Below are 16,184 nucleotides of genomic sequence, written 5' to 3'. Positions count from 1 at the left end.
ATCAGAATGAATATGGCTACGGGAGTGTTTTGCTACTATTTTCGTGACCAGGGCGTATGAGCCTCAGAAATGGGTGTGAAGGGTGGCTTGGGAAATATTCGGGTTACTCTTCTGGATTTTTGGGCGACCAGTGAGATAAGTCAAGTCGGATGTTTCACACGCATCTGGGGGCTCTATCCAGAGAATTGGGTTTTACGACCTATTAGACACCAGTTCAATGTGTCTACTACATATCATTCACTTACGTATATCAGGTCATTCTATTGAAATACGGGTCCGACTACTCCTCGTGATATGCCAACCCGGGAGGTCAGACCAGTCGACGGGATGAATCGGACTGCGGTAGCCGACCGTCGACGGACGAACGATCGCCGTTGAACGACTGCGCATAGAATCGATGAAGTCGTCGCTTGCAGCGTCGATACCAGTCGGCGCGAACGGCGACCGACTCGAGCCGATTCTCACTCCGACGAGAGTCCGCGCAGTGACTCCTCGCCGATTTCGTCGAGGACGTGCTCGTGGAACGCCTGCAAGGCGGCGCTCTCGTCTTCGGCGAGAACGACGTCGCTGGCCGAGAGGGTGGCCAAGCCGAACGCCCGCGGCGTCGGCGAGTCCAGCAGCTGGCGTTCGAGCGCGATGTCGTCGGCATCGAGCGCAGCGACGAAGTTCTCGATCTCAGCGACGTCGAGTTTGTCCTCGAGGATCTCGCGATAGGTCTCTTCGATGACCGCAAAGTTCTCGAGGTCCTCGGCGAAGCCGAGCAGCATCTCGCTCGAGACCTGCTGCTGGCTCGCGGACTTCTCGTAGCCCTTGTAGCGTTTGAGGATCATCAGCGACCGCGTCGCGTTGATCCGGAAGTACCGCTGGAGGAGGTCGGTGCCCGAGAGCGCGGCCCGGAGGTCCTCGCGGACCTGGTCGGGGTCCAGATCGTCGACGATGCCTTCAATGTCGACCTTGCGGTTGAGCGGCATCGAGAGGACGAAGCCGTTGTCGGCGACGGCGACGCGAACGTTGGCGGTCGCCTCCTGGGCGCAGCGGTAGGCCAGCAGCCGCGAGAGGCCGTCGTTGAACTGCCGGCCGTACAGCGAGTGGACGTAGTAGTGGCGTTCGTACTCGTCGCGGTCGCGGACGACCTCGATGGCGAGTCGCTCGTCGGTGCTGATGCTCTCCGAACCGGCGTAGCGGAACTGGTGTTCGAACAACCGCGCGATCGCCCGCACGCTGTCGTCGTCGAGCGGAAACTCCCGGAGCCATGCCCGGACCCGCGGCGGCCCACCCTCCTCGAAGTGAGCGAGGAGTTCGCCCTGAAATTCGAGGATCTCGCGACCCAGATCGTACGACAACGGCAGCCGTTCGGAGTACCACGAGGGGACGGTCGGCCGCGCGCTCGTCCGGTCGACGTACACCTTCGATCCGCGACGGTAGCGATACTCGAAGTGGTCGCCGCCGAGGACGAAGACGTCGCCCTTCTCGAGCGTGTCGAGGTAGCTCTCGTCCAGTTGGCCGACCCACTCGTTGCTCCCGCGCGTGGAGACGTCGCAGGTAAAGGAGTCCGGAATCGTTCCGATGTTGGTCATGTAGATGACCCGCGCCAGTCGGCCCCGTTTGCCGATCAGCGTCTCGCCGACGGGGAACTCCTCGTAGTGGTGCTTGCCGTCGGGCGGATCGTTCCCGTCGCGCCAGATCTTCGCGTAGACGTTGCGATCCTCGAGCCCTGCGTACTCGGCCGTGAGGTACCGCATCAGCGACTCGTACTCCTCGTCGGTGTAGTTCCGGTAGGGGTAGGCGCGCCGCAGAATCGCTTTCAGGTCCGACTCGGGGCGAATGTCCGCGATAGCCATCCCGTAGACGTGCTGGGCGGCGACGTCCTGTGCGTTCTCGGGGATCGAGACGGAGTCGACGAACCCCTCCTCGGCCTTTGTGAGCATGACCGCACACTCGAGCAGTTCGTCCCGATCCAGCGCGATGACGCGGCCCGTCACGGTCTGGCCGACGCGGTGGCCCGCCCGCCCGACGCGCTGAAGGAGGGAGGCGACCGATTTGGGCGAACCCACCTGGACCACGAGATCGACGTGGGGCATGTCGATTCCTAACTCGAGGCTCGTCGAGGTCGTCACCACGTCGAGATCGCCGTCTTTCAATCGGCCCTCGATATCCTGTCGAACCTCCTTCGAGAGGCTGCCGTGGTGACAGCCGGAGTTCCCCTCGTCGTAGGCGTCGAACCCCTCGCGGAGGTTGTGCAGGACTCGCTCCGCGCCGGAGCGCGTGTTCGTGAAGACGATGGTGTTCGTATGCGCTTGGATGTGCTCGTGGAGCATCCGGTAGAACCGCTGCTGGACGACCTCGCGGGACGTGTTGATCAGGTCGTCGATCGGACACTCGAGTCGCATGTCGAACTCGCGAGCGAAGCGGGCGTCGACGATCTCGTACGGGCGGTGGTCGCCGCCCGGTTCCGTCTGTCCGACGAGGAACTCCGCGACCTGCGAGAGCGGTTCGATCGTCGCCGAGCAGCCGATTCTGGTAATCTCGCCTTCGGCCATCGCCTCGAGTCGCTCCAGACTCACCGACAGGTGGGTGCCCCGCTTGCCCGCCGCCAACGAGTGAATCTCGTCGACGATGACGTACTCCACCGTTCGTAGCTTCTCGCGGAATTTGGGAGAATTGAGCAGTATTGCGAGTGTCTCGGGCGTCGTGTTGAGGATGTGCGGCGTCTCCTCGAGCATCTGCTGGCGGTCGTACGAGGAGGTGTCGCCGTGGCGAATGGCATGGCGGATCTCGCCCATTGCCGCGCCGTCGCCTCGTTTGCCGACGATTTCCTCGATCCCCTCGAGCGGCACCTCGAGATTGCGGTGGATGTCGTTGGCGAGCGACTTGAGGGGGGAGACGTAGAGGCAGTAGACGGAGTTCTCGAGACCATCGGAAGCGTCTTGCTCCCGGGCAGACGGCTCTCGTTCGTCGACATCGGGAGACTCGCGGGTCCGTCTGTAGAGTTCGTTGATGATCGCACAGAAGGAACTGAGCGTTTTCCCCGACCCGGTCGGCGCACAGACTAACGTGTTCGTCCCGTCGTGGATCTTCGGGATTGCGCCCCGCTGTGGCGGCGTAAAGAAGCCCTCGTTCTCGGGAACGAACTCGCCGAATTCCTCGAGCCACCACTCCTGGACCGCGGGCTCTAAGAGGTCGAAAACGTCTCGGTCCTCGATGGTGGCAGACGCCGGATCGAAGGGGAGATCGTCGTCGGCGACGGGCAACTCGAGGCCGTCGTTCCCGCTCATTGTGGTCGACTCGGAGGGCGGGAGGGAAGAGGGTTTGCCCACCGGAGTGAAAGTGAACGGGGCGATTCGATCGGTCGAATTCCGTCGACGATGGAAGCCACCCTGCACTCGCAAGCCGGTCGTACTTACTGCCGACTATCAACCAAGCGAAGCGGAGGATGACGTGAGACTGCGGGACACAATTCAGCGGAAGCGATCGAGCCATCGAACCGCGTCGTCGAATACGACATGAGCCGACCGACACGTCGGACGCTACTCTGTGGAATCTCGCTTTCGGCCGGTATCGGAGCCCTCTCCGTCGCCGCACGAGAGAGCCGGCTCTTCGCTTCGGATTCGGGGTCCGACTCGGACACCGACAGGGACGCGTTCGATCCGGCGGTCGACGGGTTCGGATTCGACAACTACTCGACGCCGCCCGTGGCTCCGGACCCGACGGCGTTCGTTTCCGAGAGCGATCTTCAGGAGTCCCTGTCGGCGTCCTGGGAGACGGCGCTCGGCGACCGACTGTCGCTCCCCGCGAGTGCCACCCCCGAGAGCCAGATTCGAACGGTCGCCGAACGGCTCTACGCGAACGCCAACCGCCTGTTCGGAACGAAGGGCTACTGCTACGGCATGGCGGCGGCGGCACAGTGGTACTTCGAGGAGCCGACCGCTCGTCCCGTCGACCGCGATTCGACCAGCGAGATCGAACACGTCGACGATCCGCTCGAGGATCGAGACACGTCGCCCGTGCGCGACGATATCGAGCGATTCCATCGAAGCCAGTTCACCGACCTCGAGTCGTGGCTCCGACGGCGAGTGCTGCTTCGGCCCGAGTGGATCGACTACCGATCGCAGGCCGACGACATTCGCGAGGCGATCGACGAGTTCGGCTCGGCGGGCCTGACGATCTCCGGCGAGAACGTACTCGAGGCACACTACGTGCTTCTCTACGATTACGACGTGAGCGGGACTGAGATCACGTTCGCCGTCTACGATCCGAACGACGACGCCGCCGAGTACGCGAAGCGAAACGACTCGCGAACCGTCGGCATCGATACGACCAGCGACGAACCGCTGCTGGGATCGTACGAGGGAACGTACGATCGGTTCCTGTTCGATCGAACGGACCGGGCCGTCAGCACCCGGATCAGAGCGGATCAGGACCGCTAGCTCGCGTCACAGCTCCGTCACGACCTCGACGCCGCGAGTGTCGTACTCGGTCATCGCCGCGAGTCGGTCGGAAACGTCCTCGAGCGAGACGCGATTCGTAACCAGCCGTTCGGGCTCGAGCGCGCCGGAGTCGATCATCCGGAGCAGTTCGTCGTAGCGCGACGGCGGCATGCCTCGAGAGCCGACGACGGTGACGTCCCAGCGGGTCAGCTCGTCGATCGGCAGCGACACCTCGCCCTTTTCGGCCGCCGTCGTCAGCCCGATCTGGACGTGGGTGCCGCGGATGCGGAGACAGTCGACGCTGTTGCGGCAGGTTTCGGCGCGCCCGAGTGCGTCGACGGAAACGTGCGCTCCCCCGTCGGTGATCGACTCGATTACGACGGGGACGTCAGACTCGCCCGCTTCTTCGCGTGCCGCTGCGTTCACCGTCTCCTCGGCCCCGAGATCGGTCGCCATCGCGAGCGGCTCGTCGCGAACGTCGACCGCGATCACGCGAGCCCCGAGTGCGGTCGCGATCTGTACGGCCGCCAATCCCAAGCCGCCACAGCCGTGGACGGCGATCCAGTCGCCGGCTTCGACGTCGGCCCGATGCGCGAGCGCGTGGAACGCGGTCACGTACCGACAGCCCAGCGCGGCGACCGCCTCCGCGGAGACGTCCTCGGGAAGCGTCGCGGTATTGAAATCGGCGTGGGGAACGTGAACCTGCTCGGCGAACGCGCCGGGAACGCTCGACTCGAACCCCAGCGCGTAGCCGTCCTCGCAGACGTTCCCGTGACCGTTCCGGCACTGGTAGCACGACCCCTCGCCCAGATTGAACGGCACCGCGACGCGGTCGCCCTCCTCGAGCGTGTCGACTCGCTCGCCGACTCGAGCGACCCGTCCCGCCGGCTCGTGGCCGAGGATCTGCCCCAGCGGCACCTGATCGTCGGCCCACTCGCCGTGGCCCTGCCAAGCGTGCCAGTCGCTCCGGCAGATGCCGCAGGCTTCGACGTCGACGACGACCCCGTGGGGGGCCAGGTCGGGCGGGTCGACGGACTCGATCGACAGCGGTTCGCCGTAGGCCTCGAGTACTGCAGCGCGCATATCGTGGCTGTCGAGCGGTGACGAGTTAAGATATCCGGCACGCGAACCGTCGACTGACCGTCCCAACGCTCCAAGAGGGTACGCTTATCGGCCAGGCCGTGTGAGTGTCCCGTATGCGTGTCACCTTTCTCGGAAGCGGCAGCGCGATGCCGACGGGGGAACGATTCCAGACGGGAATTCTCGTCCAGGAGGGCGGCCGAACGCTGCTCGTCGACTGCGGGTCGGGCGTCCTCCACCGGCTCCAGCAGTCCGGCGTCGGCTACGAGAACGTCTCGACCGTGCTCCTCACGCACCACCACCTAGATCACGTCGCCGACCTGCTCCCGCTGATGAAAGCCCGCTGGCTCGCCGGCGAGGAACACCTCGAGATCGTCGGCCCGCAGGGAACGAAATCCCTGCTCGACGACTTACTCGAGGTCCACGAGTACATGCAGGGGAAACTCGACCTGCAGGTTCGCGAGGTCGTTCCCGGCGAGTTCTCCGTGGCGGGATTCGACGTCTCGGCCTACGAAACCCGCCACTCGCTGCCGTGTCTGGCCTACCGTTTCGGCGACCTGTTCACCTTCAGCGGCGACAGCGAGGCCTTTGCGGGACTGGCGAACTTCGCCGAAGGGTCGGCGATTCTGGTCCACGACTGCTCGTTCCCCGACGATGTCGACGTCTCGAACCACCCCACACCGGAGACTCTCGGCAAGGCGTTGGCCGGCCGAGAGATCGGCCGCGTCTACCTGACCCACCTCTATCCCCACACCGACGGTCGTCACGACGAGATGCTCGAGTCGATCGCGACGCAGTACGACGGTGACGTGCGATTTGCCGAGGATCTCACGACGATCTCGGTCGAGTAGCTAGCTGACAATTAGCATACGGCTACGAATTCGGGCGCGTTCGGTACTATCCTCTCCGATTGCGGATAAAGGTTGACGATCGGTCACTCATAGATGTTCTTTCGTGAGAATAATACACATGCTGACACTCGTATCCGAACAGGTATATAGCGGGAGTTTGTAGGATCGTAACAACAGAATGGTCCCCTGTACTCAGGCGGCGAATTTCGACGAGGTGAGCGGATGAGTATTCCGAATCGAATCGCGGATATCGTAACGACCCACTCGAAAATCGTTATCATCGCGTTATTGCTGACGACGGCGCTCGTCGGTTACGGGATGGGGGATCTCGATGATGATTCTTCGCTCGATCAGTTCGAGAGCGAGTCGGACGAAGCGCAGGCGCTCGAGGATATCGACGAGCGGTTCGAGTCCGAAGGTGACGAGAATACGACATCGGTCCAAGTGATAACCAGGGGTGATAACGTCCTCACCCAGGAGTCAGTGATCGACTCACTGGAGTTCCAACAGGAGATCCACGCGAACGAGTCGATCAACGCGACGCTCGTCGAGAACGACTCGATCACCGGCGTCGAGAACATTCTCGCGATTACGGCGATCAGTCAGGAGCAGGCCGCTGAGCTCGAAGCGCAGGGCGCCGAACTCGAGGAACGAAGTGAAGCACTCGAACAGCGAAGCGCGGCGCTCGAAGAAGACTACGCGGAACTCGAAGCGGATCAAGCCGCGCTCGAGGCCGGCGACCCCGAAGCGCCGTCACCCGAAGAACTCGAACAGCGAAGCGAAGAGCTCGAAGAACGCGAGCAGCAACTCGAGGAAGACTCCCAACAACTCGAAGAAGATTCCGAGGCGTTTGAAGAAGAGCAAGCGGCACTCCAGGAGGGTGACGGCGAACAGCCGTCGCTCGACGAACAGATCGAAGCCCTCGAAGAACTCGACGATGACGAGTTCGAGGAGCTGCTGACCGACACGCTGTCGGACGACGGGAACAACGACGCCGCGGCGCTCGGCTTTATGGCGTCGTCGTACGATCCCGGATCGACCCAGGCCGACGCCCGCATGACGATGGTCGTCCAGCAGATGGATGGCGATGCGATGGAGATGGGCGGTAACACCGGCGGGGTCCTCGAGAGCCAACTCGACTTGCGCGAGCTCGCCAACCAGCAAGACCAGGACTACATGGTCTTCGGAATCGGCATCATCACCGACGAGATCGACCGTTCGATGGGCGACAGTCTCGCCATCGTCGGCCCACTCGCGCTGTTGTTCGTCGTCGTCGCGCTGGTCGTTGCCTACCGGGACCCGCTCGACATCGCGTTAGGGGTCGCCGGAATCGGTGCCGTGTTAGTCTGGACGTTCGGCTTCATGGGATGGGCAGGCATCGCGTTCAACCAGATGATGATCGCGGTTCCGGTGTTGCTGATCGGGCTCTCTATCGACTACGCGATACACGTCTTCATGCGCCACCGGGAACAGCGTGAGGCCGACGGTGTCTCGAGCACCGTCCGCGGTTCGATGACGATCGCGCTGGCCGGCGTCGGCGTCGCCCTCGTCTGGGTGACCGCGACGACCGCGATCGGGTTCCTCGCGAATCTGGTCAGTCCCATCGGTCCCATCCGAGAGTTCGGGATCATCAGCTCGTTCGGAATCCTCGCCGCGCTGATCATCTTCGGCGCGTTGATCCCGGCCCTCAAAGTCGAGATCGACTCGTTCCTCGAGTCGCGCGGAATGGACCGTCGAAAGCGGGCGTTCGGGACCGGCGAGGGACGGTTCACCAACGTCCTCACGCTGGGGTCGACCGCGGCGCGAAAGATCCCAGTGATCGTCCTAATCGCCGCGTTATTGCTCACCGCCGGCGGCGTCTACGGCGCGACGCAGGTCGACACGAGCTTCGACGAGGAGGACTTCCTCGCGGAGAGTCCCCCGGCCTGGACCGAACACCTGCCAGGCGGGATGGCCCCCGGTGAGTACCAGGCTGCAGACGACCTCGAGTTCGTCAACCAGAACTTCCAGCGCGAGGACACGCAGGCCCAGATACTCGTCGAGGGAGATATAACCGACGACGACGCCTTGCAACGGTTATCGGACGCCCAGGACGAAGCCGCAGAGAGCAGCACCGTCTACACGCTTCCGAACGGAGAGGCGGACGTGCAGGGGCCGATCTCGGTGATGGAGGAGACGGCCGCACAGAACGAGTCGTTCAACGAGTCGTATCAGGCTGCGACCGACGGCGACGGCGTCCCCAACGAGAACCTCGACGAGCTGTACGACGAACTGTTCGAAGCCAACGAGGACGCTGCGAGTACCGTCCTCCACCGAACCGACGGCGGCGACTACGAGTCGGCCCGGCTAATCATCTCGACGCAGGGTGACGCCAGCTTCGCCGACACGACCGACGAGATGCGGATGATCGCGGGCACCATCGACGTCGACGGGACCGGCGATCAGCGCAACTTGAACGCCGGCGACGGCGAACTCAACGCCATCGCGACCGGCGATCCGATCGTCAGCTACATCGTCGAACAGGACCTGCTCGAGACGGTCCTTCAGAGTCTGATGATCACGCTCGTGGCCGTCTTCGGCTTCCTGACGGCGGCCTACTGGCTGACCGGAAACAGCGCGACGCTCGGGACGGTAACCCTGCTGCCGGTCGCGTTCGCCGTCAGCTGGATTCTGGGCACGATGCACCTCCTCGACATGCCGTTCAACGTGTTGACGGGGATGATCACGAGCCTCACCATCGGGCTCGGCGTCGCCTACAGCATCCACGTCAGTGCTCGCTACACGCTCGAACTCGAGCGACAGGGCAACGTCTGGTCGGCGATGCATACGACCGTCACGGGGACTGGCGGTGCGCTGCTCGGCAGTGCGGCGACGACCATCGGCGGCTTCGGGACGCTCGCCTTCGCCATCCTGCCGGTGCTCCGGCAGTTCGGGATCATCACCGGGCTGACGATCGCGTACTCGTTCCTTGCGAGCGTGATCGTCCTGCCGACGCTGCTGGTGCTCTGGACGCGGTACTTCGGTCCGGATGTCTCCTTCGAGACGTCGGGATCGATTACCGGAACGCCGACCGCGAGCGATGGCGGCACCGAAAGACAGACCGAAACCGAAATAGCGGACGACGCGAGAGACGAGGAAGAGTGACCATCCGTGACTGACGACGAGAGTGAGGCCGTCGACGCCTTCGAACGACTCGGGCTCACCAGCTACGAGGCGAAGGTGTTCATCGCCTTACACCGACTGGGGTCCGGAACCGCACGGGACGTCGCCAGCGTCACCGACGTGCCTCGCTCGCAGGTGTACAGCGTCGCCGAGAGCCTCGAAGACCGAAGCTTGCTCGAGGTCCAGCAGTCGAGCCCGATCCGCTACCGACCGGTCAGCATCGAGGAGGCCCGGAACACGCTCGAAAAGCGGTTCGAACGCGAGCAGGAACGGGCGTTCGATTACGTCGAGGGGGTCAAAGAGGAGTCGGCGACGGAGGAGACCCAGGAGGACCTCTGGACCGTCCGCAGTCGTGATCGGGTCGACAGCCGGGTCGTCGATCTCCTCTCGCAGGCCGACGACCGGATCATCTTCGGCACGCGGCTGCCGACGTTCGTCACGGAGTCGATCGAACGGACCATTCGGGAGCGGGCAGCCGCCGGCGTCTCGGTCATCGTCATCAGTCGAACCGACGAGATTCGGGACCGCTTTGGCGCTATCGACGGTGTCGAGACCGAGACCCCACCCGACTTTCGCGAGAGCGACGAGCGATCCGGACGGATCGTCGTCGTCGACGGGGAGAGCATTCTGCTGAGCGTGGTCGACGACGACGGGAGCGAGACCGCGATCTGGAGCTCCGACTCGCTGTTCGCGTCCGTGCTAATCCAGTTGATCGAAGCGAGCGACCAGTTGCGACCCGACTCGGACTGACGGATCGTCCGTCTGTCGCCGTCACTCGAGTCGGTACCGTAACAGCGCCGCGATACCGCCGAGATTCGAGAGCTGTTGGCCGGGGGGGAACTCGCTCGAGAAGACCGTCACGTCGCCGCCTTTCTGTTCGGTCGTACGGACGATGTCGTCGACGCTGATAGCCCACTCGCCGTCGGGGCCGCGTTCTTTCTGCAACCGGTCGTCGAGGACGAGCAGGCGTTCGATCGCGCCGAACTCGGCGGCCTGCTCGACCTGGTCGGGACCGTAGGCGGCTTTCGCCCCCTCGGCCATGCGTCGGGTGAGCTCGTCGATGTACTCGGCCTCGCTCTCGATGCGAGTCTCCTGTTGGACGTCCGCGACGGCGCCGCGTTTGAGCACCTCGTGGACGCCGCGGTCGCCGACGCTGGCCGTATCGACCATCGTGATCTTTTCGGCGACCTCGGGGACGTTGTTCTCGATGTACTTTTTCGCGTCCTGTTTCGTAAAGCCGGGGCCGGCGAGGATGATCGCGTCCACGTCCTGACGTTTGAGGACGTCCGCGAGCTCCGAGAACAGCTCCGAGCGGCCACGGGAGTACTCGCCTTTCCCGGTCGTGCCGGTGATCGTCGCGCGCTCCTCGGTGCCGTACTGGGCGACCGTGTGAACGTGGGCCTGTCCCTCCTCGACGGTGGCGATGGCGACGTCCGGGTTCTCGGTGGCCTCCTCGGCTTCCTCGAGGCGAGCCTTCTGATCCGGCTTGAACCACTTCTCGATCGAGAGCTCCTCGCGCTCCTCGACGTTCAGCGTGTGGTGAAAGCCCAACTGGTCTTCGCGCGAGCAAGCGACGATCTCGCCGCCGACGCGAAGCCGATTGGCGAACTTGTGGAACTCGATGTCGTCGACGGCGATGGCGACCCACATTGGTTCGCGCTCGCCGCCCGTATCGCGCATCTGGTCGTCGTTGCGCTGGATCCGCCGGGTCGTATCGCCCGCGACGCGGTCGCCGGGCTCGAGGACGTACTGCAGGTGCCAGAGGTCGTCGACGCTCTCGGGGACGACGGTGACCCGTTCGCGCCCGCCTTCGACCTGCTCCCGGTCTTTGATCTGCATACCCGGCCCTTCTCGAGGGGTCGGTAAGTGCGTGACGAATCCGACGGTTACGCGGGCGTCTTCGAATCGGAATTCGAAGAGGAATCAGCGAACTGAGGTCCCTTTAGGCGTGTGCGAGATAGTTCTCGGAGCACCAGACCCACTCGTTGGCCGACGGCACGTACAGTCCCCACCAGGTGATGTCGTCACACTGTTCGGGACCGTTCATGACCTCGGCCTGGGTCCCCTCCGAGAGCGTCAGCACGACGTCGTCGTTGAGACACGGCTGCTCGCGACCGTTGAGGTCGGTCGTCGTGACGACGTTGTCGCCCATCTCGAAGGTGTCGCCACCACCGCCACCGCCGCCACCGTCGCTGTCGCGGACGAGGTCCGCGAAGTGATCCATATCCCAGTCGGGGTACGGACAGGTTCGGCCGCCGTGATCGAAGGTGTTGCAGTCACCGTCCGGCACGTGCGTGTGGCCGATGATCCCGCCGGGTTCGTTCTGAATGCAGGTGTTGCTCGTGTAGAACTCGAGGGGGATGTCGTGCATGTCGGCGATACAGCGGACGAGGTCCGCCGAGGACTCGTAGCACGCGTCGGTGATGCCGTTGTCGTCGAACCACTCGTGTTCGATTCCGATCGATCGGTGGTTGGCGATGTATCGGGCGTGCCAGGCTGCGCGATCGTGGTGGACGAGTTGGTCGACGTGGCCCGCCGACGGTCCTTCAGTCCAGTCGTAGTTCTTCACGAGGTAGTGAGAGCTCACACCCGAGTTCGAACTGGTCAGCGTATTCAACGCGCCCTGATAGGCGCCCGCGGTCACGTGGATAACGATCCAGTCGATGCCGTGGTCTCGCGAACTGTGATTCGCCGCCTCGACCCATCGATCCGCGGCGTCACATTCGGTGTGTGATGCCGTTACTCGGCCGGACTGGGTGCCGAGAAGCGTTCCGGTTCCCGCGGCAACACCGGTCGCCTGCAGGAACCGCCGTCGTTTCCACCGTCCGTCGTCGCCGTCAGTCCGTGCCGTGTCGGAGCGGTCGTTTCGGTTCTCGTCCGATGCTGCTGTGTCACGTCCAGCGCAATTGAGACACATGACAGCGTGTGACACGACCCGTGTAATAACAGCAGTGTCTAGTATCGTAACTAGCATGCTAGGTATATTGTATTAATTTATATCGGATGGAAATAATTATCGGGCAGTCTCGTACGCTATCTGGACGGTACCGACCCGTCCCTCGAGGAAAGATTCGTCTGCAGTTCGTATCGGGCTTCGCTACAGTCACGATTGGTACTGAATGGCATAGTTAGGGACGCACGGTATCCCCCTGGGGAGCCAATGGTGTGTATGAAACTCGCACACGTCCAGCTTTTCGAAGACTTCGGCACGCGCTCGCTCGCGGTTCACGCGGTCATGGTCCTCGCGTTCGTCAACGCAGTCCTCGCGGGACTGTTTATTCAGGGAGAGATCGGCCTCATCTCGTTCGTCGCCCTGCTCAACTTCACTGCGGGGCTGTGGGTCGCTCACTCGATTCACTCGCTGGGTAACGTCTCGAGCGACGACGAGTACGACGGCATCCTCAACGAGTTGCTGGACCGCGACACGAGCACCGACACCGACGTCTCCGGGTCCGGACTCGATACGGGTCGCTTCGGCCGCCTGCTCGCCCTCATCGCGGCCGTAACGGCGGTCTCGCTGCTGACCTCCGCACAGGTCCTCGAGGGATCGGTCCTTCCCATCGCGATCGTCGCCGTCGGCGCCATCGCCGTCGTAACGGCGATTATCGGCTTCCTGATCGCGGTCGGTGCGTCCTACGACGAGAGCCAGCAACGGTGGACCGACCGGATCGACGCGAACGCAGAGACCGACGGCGGCGAGGACAACTGATCGCGACCTCGTCCCCCGCCAGTGCGAGACTCGGTGAACAGCCGTTGAAACGAAGCGATCCAAAAGAGAACGACCCGAAGCCGCACGATTCGCTCAGTCGACGAGATCCTCGAGTTTTCCCTTCGTCTTGTCCACGGCCGTTTCGAACGCTTCCTCGATCTCCTCGACGGAGCGTTCGACGAGGCGAACGCGCTCTTTCGGTACGCGCCGCACCACGTCGTTGCCGTCCTCGTCGGTGCCGTAGGCGAACAGCCAGTGGCCCTGGAAGTAGGCGATGTGGTCGTTGTCGACGGTCGCTCGCTCGAGGTCGCCGGTTGCGGTTTCGTAGACGATCGTGGCTTTCCCCAGTTCGAGATCGGTTTCCGTGTCGGTGTCCAGTTCGACCATGGTCGACGCGTCTACCGTCGGCGGTGTAGGCCTGGGCCCGGCACATGCAGCCCGGTTCGGCCGAGACAGATGGAGTTGCCTTCGAATCGTTCCCGAATCGTCCGCTGACTCGGCGACCTCGCTCGGTCCAGCGTCGGCTGTGTTAGTCGGGAACTGTGCCAGCCGGCGATCGACGCCCGTTCCAGAAAATACTGCCGCTATCTCGGACTGACCGATCGGGAAAATCTCGGCCTAGTCGGTCGGTTTCAGCCTCGCCCGGAACAGCCACATCGGTAAGCATTGCCCTGTCCGACGGATGGAGACCCGTCGCGGCCCAACGGATCGTATGACGATCGCACTGCGAACGCTCGACGACGGCGCGTGGATCAGCGTCAACGACAGCCGCCAGGTGAGCGTGAGCGACGTCTGGACGCTCTCTCGAGGTGTATTCTGTGACTGCGAACCCGCGTACGTCCTGCTCGAAGGCTTCGTCGATGTCGGTGTCGACGGCTCGATCGTGACCGCAGACGCCGTCGGGCAGTGTCTCGACTGCGGCACCCGCGACTCGATCGATCGATTACCCATCGGGCAAATTGTCGACAGCGAGTTCGAACCGTACGGCCCCGAAGGCGTCCAGTCGCTCGTAGAGCCCGAGCGCTGAGACGGTGCTGACCGATACTGGCAAAGGCGACCGGAACCGGTGAGAACCGGGGCAAACTGACGACAGACGGAGGGGCTTATACGTCCCCACCATATAACGGATCCAATGCCTACTGACGTCGAGCAGTGGAAGGACGAACTCTACGGCACCGATATCCGGGCCGAAATCGAGCACTTCGCCGAGAACGGCTGGGAGTCGATCCCGGACGACGAACAGGACGCCTGGTTCGAGCGGTTCAAGTGGTACGGCCTGTACCACCAGCGAGCCGGTCAGGAGTCGTACTTCATGATGCGGATCGGTCCGCCGGGGGGCGTCCTCGAGCCCGGACAGTTCCGACGCATCGTCGAAATCGCGGACGAGTTCTCCCGCGGGCCCGCCGCAAACCCCGAGTTCGGCAACGGCTGGCTCGACGTGACGACCCGACAGGCGATCCAACTCCACTGGATCCGCCTCGAGGACGTCCCCGAAATCTTCGAGCAACTCGAGGACGTCGGGCTCTCGACGGTGCAGGCCTGCGGTGACTCCTGGCGGAACATCGTCGGCTGTCCGGTCGCCGGCAAGGACAAACACGAGCACGTCGACGCCGACGCGCTTGCGACCGAGCTTCACGACACGTTCAAGGAGAACGAGGCGCACTCGAACCTACCCCGGAAGTGGAAGGTCTCGGTGACCGGCTGCGACGAGGGCTGCGGACAGGGCGACATCAACGACCTCGCGTTCGAGCCCGCCGAGAAGGAGGTAGACGGCGAGTCGGTAACCGGCTACAACGTCCGCGTCGGCGGCGGTCTCTCGCGCAACGAACCGCGGTTCGCCCGGAACATCGACGTCTTCACCACGCCGGAGCAGGCCGTCGAGGTCGCGGGCGGCATCTCGGCGCTGTTTCGCGATCACGGCGACCGCGAGAACCGATACAACGCGCGCATCAAGTTCCTCGTCGACGAGTGGGGGCCGGAGAAGCTTCGCGAGACCCTCCAGGAGGAGTACGTCGACTTCGAACTCGAGACCGCGGGCGAGGACCTTCGAGACTCCTACTCCTACAACGCGGGCGAGGCCGACGGCAAACACGACCACGTCGGCGTCCACGAGCAGGTCGACGGCAACTACTACGTCGGACTGAACGTGCTGGTCGGCCGGATCGGCGTCGACGACGGCTACGCACTCGCGGACGCGGCGGAAGAACACGGCTCGGGCGAGGTTCGACTCACCCAGCGCCAGAACATCATCCTCACCGACGTGGCCGAGGCAAGCGTCGACGATCTGCGCGCGGAATCGGTGCTCGAGGACTACAGCCCCGACCCGCATCCGTTCCAGCGCGGCTCCATCGCCTGTACGGGTACCGAGTTCTGCTCGCTCTCGATCGTCGAGACGAAGAACCGCCAGGTTCGCTATGGCCGCTGGCTAACCGAGAACGTCACCCTCCCCGAGGGCGTCGAGAACTTCCACATCCACCTCTCGGGCTGTACGGCCTCCTGCGCCCAGCCCCAGATCGCCGACGTCTCATTGCGCGGCATGAAGACGCGCAAGAACGGCGAACCGGTCGAGGCGCTCGATATCGGCCTCGGCGGCGGCCTCGGCGAAGAGCCGCAGTTCGCTTCGTGGGTCACCGAGCGAGTCCCGGCGGACGAAGTTCCCGGCGCGATCGCGAACCTACTCGAGAACTTCGCGGAAGCGCGCGACAGCGACGAACAGAGCTTCCGGGAGTTCGTCGCCGACCGCGACGACGAGGAACTCGCCGAACTGATCGAACCCGAGGAGACGGACTACGAGGATCCGTTCATGCACAACACGAAGCGCACGTGGTACCCCTACGCCGACGAGGACGGCTTAGACGAGAGTCCCGCGCCCGCTCGCGCTGATGGGACTCCGATCCCGTCGGACGACTGACGCGCACGATTACGAGCGCCGACGACTGGCGCGCGACGACGCGC

12 protein-coding genes are annotated in these 16,184 nt (G+C 63.7%); 7 read left to right on the top strand and 5 right to left on the bottom strand.

Annotated elements, in window-relative coordinates:
- Positions 1–461 precede the first annotated feature (461 nt).
- On the bottom strand, positions 462–3,275 hold the full coding sequence (locus tag ACSFDB_RS06750) for an ATP-dependent helicase (RefSeq protein ID WP_440770258.1): 2,814 nt from the start codon (positions 3,273–3,275) through the stop codon (positions 462–464).
- A gap of 228 nt (positions 3,276–3,503) precedes the next feature.
- Between ACSFDB_RS06750 and ACSFDB_RS06745 the strand changes: the two genes are divergently transcribed.
- The gene (locus ACSFDB_RS06745) at positions 3,504–4,427 is read left to right on the top strand and encodes a hypothetical protein (RefSeq protein ID WP_440770257.1); all 924 of its coding nucleotides are present in this window, start codon (positions 3,504–3,506) and stop codon (positions 4,425–4,427) included.
- Positions 4,428–4,433: 6 nt separating this feature from the next.
- On the opposite strand, the gene ACSFDB_RS06740 is transcribed toward ACSFDB_RS06745, so the two are convergent.
- Complete coding sequence (locus tag ACSFDB_RS06740) at positions 4,434–5,510, bottom strand: zinc-dependent alcohol dehydrogenase family protein (RefSeq protein ID WP_440770256.1); 1,077 nt, start codon at positions 5,508–5,510, stop codon at positions 4,434–4,436.
- Positions 5,511–5,623: 113 nt separating this feature from the next.
- Between ACSFDB_RS06740 and ACSFDB_RS06735 the strand changes: the two genes are divergently transcribed.
- From ACSFDB_RS06735 to ACSFDB_RS06725, 3 genes are all read left to right on the top strand, one after another.
- On the top strand, positions 5,624–6,358 hold the full coding sequence (locus ACSFDB_RS06735) for an MBL fold metallo-hydrolase (protein ID WP_090303292.1): 735 nt from the start codon (positions 5,624–5,626) through the stop codon (positions 6,356–6,358).
- A gap of 222 nt (positions 6,359–6,580) precedes the next feature.
- The gene (locus tag ACSFDB_RS06730) at positions 6,581–9,502 is read left to right on the top strand and encodes an efflux RND transporter permease subunit (protein ID WP_440770255.1); all 2,922 of its coding nucleotides are present in this window, start codon (positions 6,581–6,583) and stop codon (positions 9,500–9,502) included.
- A 6-nt stretch (positions 9,503–9,508) separates the two neighbouring features.
- Positions 9,509–10,270, top strand: a complete 762-nt coding sequence (locus ACSFDB_RS06725; protein ID WP_440770254.1) for a TrmB family transcriptional regulator — start codon at positions 9,509–9,511, stop codon at positions 10,268–10,270.
- Positions 10,271–10,291: 21 nt separating this feature from the next.
- On the opposite strand, the gene ACSFDB_RS06720 is transcribed toward ACSFDB_RS06725, so the two are convergent.
- A complete protein-coding gene (locus ACSFDB_RS06720; protein WP_440770253.1) occupies positions 10,292–11,359 on the bottom strand; it encodes an mRNA surveillance protein pelota in 1,068 nt (355 codons plus the stop codon).
- A gap of 103 nt (positions 11,360–11,462) precedes the next feature.
- Positions 11,463–12,437: an N-acetylmuramoyl-L-alanine amidase gene (locus ACSFDB_RS06715; protein ID WP_440770252.1), complete on the bottom strand. Its 975-nt coding sequence runs from the start codon at positions 12,435–12,437 to the stop codon at positions 11,463–11,465.
- A gap of 252 nt (positions 12,438–12,689) precedes the next feature.
- On the opposite strand from ACSFDB_RS06715, the gene ACSFDB_RS06710 reads away from it, so the two are divergent.
- Positions 12,690–13,229, top strand: a complete 540-nt coding sequence (locus ACSFDB_RS06710) for a hypothetical protein (protein WP_440770251.1) — start codon at positions 12,690–12,692, stop codon at positions 13,227–13,229.
- A 93-nt stretch (positions 13,230–13,322) separates the two neighbouring features.
- Here the strand turns inward: ACSFDB_RS06710 and ACSFDB_RS06705 are convergent, their stop codons facing one another.
- Positions 13,323–13,616 carry a hypothetical protein gene (locus ACSFDB_RS06705; protein ID WP_090303297.1) on the bottom strand — a complete coding sequence of 98 codons (294 nt, stop codon included), beginning with the start codon at positions 13,614–13,616 and terminating at the stop codon, positions 13,323–13,325.
- A gap of 325 nt (positions 13,617–13,941) precedes the next feature.
- Between ACSFDB_RS06705 and ACSFDB_RS06700 the strand changes: the two genes are divergently transcribed.
- Together ACSFDB_RS06700 and ACSFDB_RS06695 are read left to right on the top strand one after the other, a co-directional pair.
- The gene (locus tag ACSFDB_RS06700; RefSeq protein WP_440770250.1) at positions 13,942–14,256 is read left to right on the top strand and encodes a DUF8134 family protein; all 315 of its coding nucleotides are present in this window, start codon (positions 13,942–13,944) and stop codon (positions 14,254–14,256) included.
- Positions 14,257–14,361: 105 nt separating this feature from the next.
- Positions 14,362–16,140, top strand: a complete 1,779-nt coding sequence (locus tag ACSFDB_RS06695; RefSeq protein ID WP_440770249.1) for a nitrite/sulfite reductase — start codon at positions 14,362–14,364, stop codon at positions 16,138–16,140.
- Positions 16,141–16,184 lie beyond the last annotated feature (44 nt).

Origin of the sequence: Natronorubrum amylolyticum (assembly GCF_052040145.1) — an archaeon.
Taxonomy (GTDB): Archaea; Halobacteriota; Halobacteria; order Halobacteriales; family Natrialbaceae; genus Natronorubrum.
This window is presented reverse-complemented; position numbering and strand designations above follow the sequence as displayed.

Bases quoted from the DNA above. Each gene is read 5' to 3' on its own strand.
- ACSFDB_RS06750 (WP_440770258.1), bottom strand. From the start codon at position 3,275: ATGAGCGGGAACGACGGCCTCGAGTTGCCCGTCGCCGACGACGATCTC.
- ACSFDB_RS06745 (WP_440770257.1), top strand. From the start codon at position 3,504: ATGAGCCGACCGACACGTCGGACGCTACTCTGTGGAATCTCGCTTTCG.
- ACSFDB_RS06740 (WP_440770256.1), bottom strand. From the start codon at position 5,510: ATGCGCGCTGCAGTACTCGAGGCCTACGGCGAACCGCTGTCGATCGAG.
- ACSFDB_RS06735 (WP_090303292.1), top strand. From the start codon at position 5,624: ATGCGTGTCACCTTTCTCGGAAGCGGCAGCGCGATGCCGACGGGGGAA.
- ACSFDB_RS06730 (WP_440770255.1), top strand. From the start codon at position 6,581: ATGAGTATTCCGAATCGAATCGCGGATATCGTAACGACCCACTCGAAA.
- ACSFDB_RS06720 (WP_440770253.1), bottom strand. From the start codon at position 11,359: ATGCAGATCAAAGACCGGGAGCAGGTCGAAGGCGGGCGCGAACGGGTC.
- ACSFDB_RS06715 (WP_440770252.1), bottom strand. From the start codon at position 12,437: ATGTGTCTCAATTGCGCTGGACGTGACACAGCAGCATCGGACGAGAAC.
- ACSFDB_RS06710 (WP_440770251.1), top strand. From the start codon at position 12,690: ATGAAACTCGCACACGTCCAGCTTTTCGAAGACTTCGGCACGCGCTCG.
- ACSFDB_RS06705 (WP_090303297.1), bottom strand. From the start codon at position 13,616: ATGGTCGAACTGGACACCGACACGGAAACCGATCTCGAACTGGGGAAA.
- ACSFDB_RS06700 (WP_440770250.1), top strand. From the start codon at position 13,942: ATGACGATCGCACTGCGAACGCTCGACGACGGCGCGTGGATCAGCGTC.
- ACSFDB_RS06695 (WP_440770249.1), top strand. From the start codon at position 14,362: ATGCCTACTGACGTCGAGCAGTGGAAGGACGAACTCTACGGCACCGAT.